We start from the raw sequence: 4,831 nt of genomic DNA, 5'->3' as shown, positions 1-4,831 counted from the left end.
GTGATCCCGTCGCGGCGGGCGACGAGGTCGTAGCCGTACTCCCGCTCCGCCGCCGCGAGCTCCGCCTCCTGCTGCTCGATCGGGTAGGGCCAGTGGCCGACCTTGTACGGCCAGGCCTCCGGGGCCTCGCGGTCGTGGACGATCCACTCCGCCGTGGGCGGTGGGAGCCGCCTGCGGTCGTACCGGTACAGCTCGCCGTCCACCGGGAAGGTCGGGAAGACCACGACCGTGCACCGTGAGGTCAGCTGCGGGACGAGGCGGTTGGAGGCCGCGACGGTCGCGCCGTCCGGGATCCGGTCGAGCAGCTCGTGGGCCGCCTCGATGTGCGGGGTGGTCCGCCAGGTCGCCCGCTGTGCGAGCTGCGCCAGCGGGAAGGACGGCATCAGGACGAAGGTGACCGCGAGCACGGTCGCCAGCGAGGCGCGGACGTGCCGAGCGGCGGCGAGCGGAGGGAGCGCGCCGCCCGACCGGTCCGGCGCGCGCCACCGGGCCAGCGCGTCGATCAGCCCGGCGAAGACCACCGGCATCAGGATCGCGCTGTAGTGGAACGCGGTCCCCCAGTGGAAGCCGTTCTCCGACAGCATCCGCCAGACCAGCGTGGGCGCCGCGATCAGCGCGAGCGGCGAGCGGAGCGCGAGCAGCGCGGACGGCGCGAAGACCATGATCAGCGTCATCGCCTTGATGTCGGGCCTGAGCACGTCGAGCGGGGCGTGCGCGAGCGTGGAGAGCAGCGAGCCGTAGCCGTCGGCGAGGTTGCCGCCGTGCGCGTACCCCCCGCCGGGGTTGAACGCGGGCAGCAGCAGCTTGATCTCGACGGCCGCGCCGATCAGCCCCGCCGCGACGGTCGCGAGCCCTAGCCGGCGCGGCCCCTTGAGCGCGATGTACCCGCCGACGGCGGCCAGCGTCAGCCCCAGGTCCTCCTTGACCAGCAGCAGCGGCGCGGCCCAGGCGACCGCGCGGCCCCAGCGCCGCCGGCCGAGCGCTTCGAGGGAGAAGGCGAGCAGCGGCACGGCGAGCGCGACCTCGTGGAAGTCGAACGCGGCGGCCGAGGCGACGCCCCAGCTCAGCCCGTACCCGGCGGCGACGACATGCGCCGCGCGGCGGCCGAGGGCGCGCAGCGCCCAGCGGGCGAGCGGCACGACGGCGACGGCGAGCAGCGCGGACTGGGCGACGAGCAGGCAGAGCGGGGAGGGCCAGAGCCGGTAGAGGGGAGCGAGGGCGGCGAGCAGCGGGTGGAAGTGGTCGCCGAGCAGGTTGAAGCCCGCACCGCGCAACGGGACGACGGGGGCGCGCAGTTCGGCGTACGCGCGGAGAGCCTGCTCGAAAATGCCGAGGTCGTATCCGGTGGTCCGGAGCAGTATGTGGCGGCGCACGGCGACGGTGGCGTACAGGGCGCAGAGCGCGGCGGCCCAGGCCCAGGGCAGCAGAGTGACCGGGGACGGGCGGCGCACCGTACCTCGCGGGGAGGGCAGGCTCGCGATCCGTCGGTCCTCATTGTCGGCGAATGTCCGCATACGCCTGGATGCTAGGGCGGACGGGCGCGGAACTCCCGGAACGTCAGGGCGTCGCGGCCAGCGCGCCGAAGACCACGCCGAGCAGCGCGCCGGCGATCATGAACGGCCCGAACGGGATCGCGGACTTGCGGTTCGCCTTGCGCAGCAGGACGAGCCCGAGCCCGTACGCCCCGCCGAACAGGAACCCCGCGAAGGCGCCGGCGAAGAGGATCCCCCAGCCGTACCAGCCGAGCAGCACCCCCAGCGAGAGCGCGAGCTTGACGTCGCCGAAGCCCATGCCGTTCGGGTTGATCACGAACAGCAGGAAGTACGCGGCGCCCAGCACGAGTCCGCCGATCAGCGCGTACGGGAACGAGCCCGCCGCGCCGGGCGCCAGCGCGGCCGCCCCCAGCAGCAGCGGCGCGGCCACGGCCAGCGGCAGCGTGAGCTGGTCGGGCAGCCGGTGGACCCGCAGGTCGACCGTGGCGAGCAGCACCGCGAACGGCGCGCACAGCAGCCAGACCGCCAGCTCGGGCCGGAGCCCGGTCGCCGCGGCGAGCGCGGCGCAGGCGGCGGCGGTGACGAGCGGGATGGCGGGGGTGGTGCGGAGAGGGACGCGCGGGGGCGCGACCGGTGCGGCGTCCTCGGACTCGGCGTCGGTGACGCCCTCGTCGGCAGGTACGTCCGCGGCGGATGCGGCCTTCCCCGCGGCGACCTCCGCCGTCGCGAACCGGGGCGCCGGAGCGGCGGCCGGAACCGGGACGGCGACGGCGCACACCTGGCACCGCGTCCCGCCGAGCCAGCCGCGGGCCGCGCCCAGGAGGGCATGGCCCTCGGGGCAGTCGCTCCGCCACGCCTCTTCCGGCTCGACGGAGAGCCGGTACGCGGCGCGCGGCACGAGCAGCCCGGTGGCGGCGCCCCACAGGGCGGCAACGGCGATCAGCGTGACGTACACGTTCCGACCCTACGGGCGGCCCCCGGACCCGGTCATGGGCCCAGGGGCCCACTGGGCGGGGGCACGGGGCCCAAGGCGCGGCCCGGCACGAGGACGCTACGGTCTTCGACCATGGCGAAATGGCGCAATGGCAAGGGCACATTGACCGTCCAGGGACGGGACGAGGCGATACCGGTCGAGGTGGCCGCCTCGTACGGGACGAGGCGGCGCGGGCTGCTCGGACGCGACGGCCTGGACGGCGCGCTCCTGATCACCCCGTGCAACAGCGTCCACACCTTCCGGATGAGGTTCACGATCGACGTGGCGTACCTGGACCGGAAGCTGAACGTGCTCGCCGTGAAGACGATGAAGCCGGGCCGCATGGGCCGCATCAGCCTCCGCGCCCGCCATGTGCTGGAGGCGGAGGCGGGCGCGATGGCGGCGTGGGGCGTACGGCCGGGTGTCGGGCTGACGATCGAGAGCTGAGGGGGCGGGGCGGGGGGCGGCGAGGCGGCTGCCCCCGCTCCGCTCCTTCTCCGTCTACTTCTTCAGCTTGGCGACCTGCGCGGTGACGAGCGCCGCAGGGAGCTTCGGGGTCGCAGGCCCCTCGAAGTTCGCCATGTAGAACGTGGCGACGGTCGGGCCCTGGCGGACGACCTGGAAGACCAGCGGCACCGGCTCGCCGTCGAAGTCGGCGGTCAGCTGGTAGGCGAAGCTGTCGTCGCCGGCCCGCGGCACCGCGAGCTCCTTGACGCCCTTGTACGTGGACGGGCCCGAGTCGCTGCGGGTGGTGAAGCCGCCCTGGCAGGCGGTGGCCGCGGCGCGGAGCCGGGCGAGTACGGTCGCCGCACCCTGCCCGTGGCTGGTCAGGAACTCCGACACGGCCGGCTTGAGGTCCTTGTTCGCGCCGGTGATCTGCCGGTACGCGGAGGCCTGCGCGGCCGGCTCGGGCTGTCCGTTCAGGACCGCGGTGAGCGGGGCGCACTCGGACTTGTCCGGGATCTCGCCCTGCGGCGGCGGGGCGTCCATCGGGCCGACCGAGAAGCCGGGGACGTCGGCGGTGACGAGTACGGCCTTGTCCAGCTCGGGCTTGGTCAGCGGCTTGCCGGTCGGCGCGGGCGCGTCGGCGGGCGGGGCGGCGGGCGGCGCGGACGAAGGGCCCGCCGAGGTGCTGGGCGTGGGCTTCTGCTCGGCGACGCTCTTGCCCTCGTCCTTCGCGTCACCCTTGTCGCCCTCGCAGCCGGTGGTGAGCCCCAGGGTGAGCGCGGCGGCGAGCGCCGCCGTGGTGATCCTTGCGATCCGTCGTCGAGTCATGTACCGCACGTTAACAGGGCAGTTGGGACGGGGCATGGGCCCTTGGGCCCATCTACGGCGGACCGGAGCCGAGCAGCGTGAACGCCCCGTACGCGCCGGACGCGAGCGCCAGACCTGCGAGAACGCCGATCCGGCCGCGCACCGGGAGGCGGACGAGGGCGACCGCGGCGGGCAGCAGGAGGCCGAACGCGGGCATCATCAGGCGCGGCCGGGAGCCGAAGTACGCGGCGCCGATCAGCGAGATCACGACCATGGCGATCGTGTAGACGAGCAGCGGCAGCGGCTGGCGCTGCCGTACGCAGAGCACGACTGCCCAGGCGAGCAGCGCGAGGACGGCGCACAGGCCGAGCGCGGCGAGCGGCGGCAGCCCGACGATGAAGCGGGCGAGCGCGACGCCGCCGTCGATGCTGTTGCCCCACGCGGCCTGGACGTCGAAGTAGGCGGTGGCGCTGCCCTCGCGGACGCCGACGTACACGATGTACGCGAGCCAGCCGAGCGGGGCGAGGAGCACGCCGGCCGCGGTGCGGGCGGGCAGCCGCCGTTCGCGTACGACCGTCATGACGGCGGTGATCCCGAGCGCGGCGACGAGCGCGGCGGCGGACGGCCGGGTGAGCCCGGCGAGAGCGCAGAGCAGGCCGGCGAGGATCCAGCGGCCGCGCAGCACGGCGTACAGCGACCAGGCGGCGAGCGCGGTGAAGAGGGTCTCGGTGTACGCCATGGACTGCACGAACGCGGTCGGGTACACCCCCCACAGCACGGCCAGCGCGATCCCGGCGGACCGTCCGGCGACGTGGGCGCCCACGGCGTAGATCCCCCAGGCCGCGGCGAACGCGGCGAGCCAGGCGATGATCAGCCCGGCCGTGGCCGCGTCGAACGGCGACACGGCGGCGAGCCCGCGCTCCAGGGCGGGGAAGAGCGGAAAGAACGCAAGATCGGAGTGAACGGCCCCGCCGGGCAGGGTGACCTCGTGCCCGTACCCGTTCTCCGCGATCCGCACGTACCAGACGGCGTCCCACCGCCCCATGAGCCGATGCAGCGCGTCCTTCCCCTGCACCGCCGCCGCCACCCCGAGCACCGCCATCCCGACGAC

At 74.6% G+C, this 4,831-nt stretch carries 5 protein-coding genes; 1 reads left to right on the top strand and 4 read right to left on the bottom strand.

All coding sequences use genetic code 11. From position 1 onward, the window contains the following. Together VIU94_RS26755 and VIU94_RS26750 are read right to left on the bottom strand one after the other, a co-directional pair. On the bottom strand, positions 1 to 1,514 hold a 1,514-nt coding region (locus VIU94_RS26755), incomplete at its 3' end, for a DUF2079 domain-containing protein (protein WP_331914902.1). Between the two features lie 43 nt (positions 1,515 to 1,557). Next, a complete protein-coding gene (locus tag VIU94_RS26750; protein WP_331914900.1) occupies positions 1,558 to 2,448 on the bottom strand; it encodes a prepilin peptidase in 891 nt (296 codons plus the stop codon). Positions 2,449 to 2,559: 111 nt separating this feature from the next. On the opposite strand from VIU94_RS26750, the gene VIU94_RS26745 reads away from it, so the two are divergent. Continuing rightward, on the top strand, positions 2,560 to 2,913 hold the full coding sequence (locus VIU94_RS26745) for a DUF192 domain-containing protein (RefSeq protein WP_331914898.1): 354 nt from the start codon (positions 2,560 to 2,562) through the stop codon (positions 2,911 to 2,913). A 54-nt stretch (positions 2,914 to 2,967) separates the two neighbouring features. Here the strand turns inward: VIU94_RS26745 and VIU94_RS26740 are convergent, their stop codons facing one another. Further along, on the bottom strand, positions 2,968 to 3,741 hold the full coding sequence (locus VIU94_RS26740) for a hypothetical protein (RefSeq protein ID WP_331914896.1): 774 nt from the start codon (positions 3,739 to 3,741) through the stop codon (positions 2,968 to 2,970). Between the two features lie 52 nt (positions 3,742 to 3,793). Beyond that, on the bottom strand, positions 3,794 to 4,831 hold a 1,038-nt coding region (locus tag VIU94_RS26735), incomplete at its 5' end, for a putative hexosyltransferase (protein ID WP_331914894.1).

This window comes from Streptomyces sp., assembly GCF_036566765.1.
Lineage (GTDB): Bacteria > Actinomycetota > Actinomycetes > Streptomycetales > Streptomycetaceae > Streptomyces.
The sequence above is the reverse complement of the archived record's forward strand: the minus strand, read 5'-3'. Positions and strand labels throughout refer to the sequence as shown.

What these genes read in the sequence shown, in the direction of transcription:
- VIU94_RS26740 (WP_331914896.1), bottom strand. Translation starts at nt 3,741, where the DNA reads ATGACTCGACGACGGATCGCAAGGATCACCACGGCGGCGCTCGCCGCC.
- VIU94_RS26745 (WP_331914898.1), top strand. Translation starts at nt 2,560, where the DNA reads ATGGCGAAATGGCGCAATGGCAAGGGCACATTGACCGTCCAGGGACGG.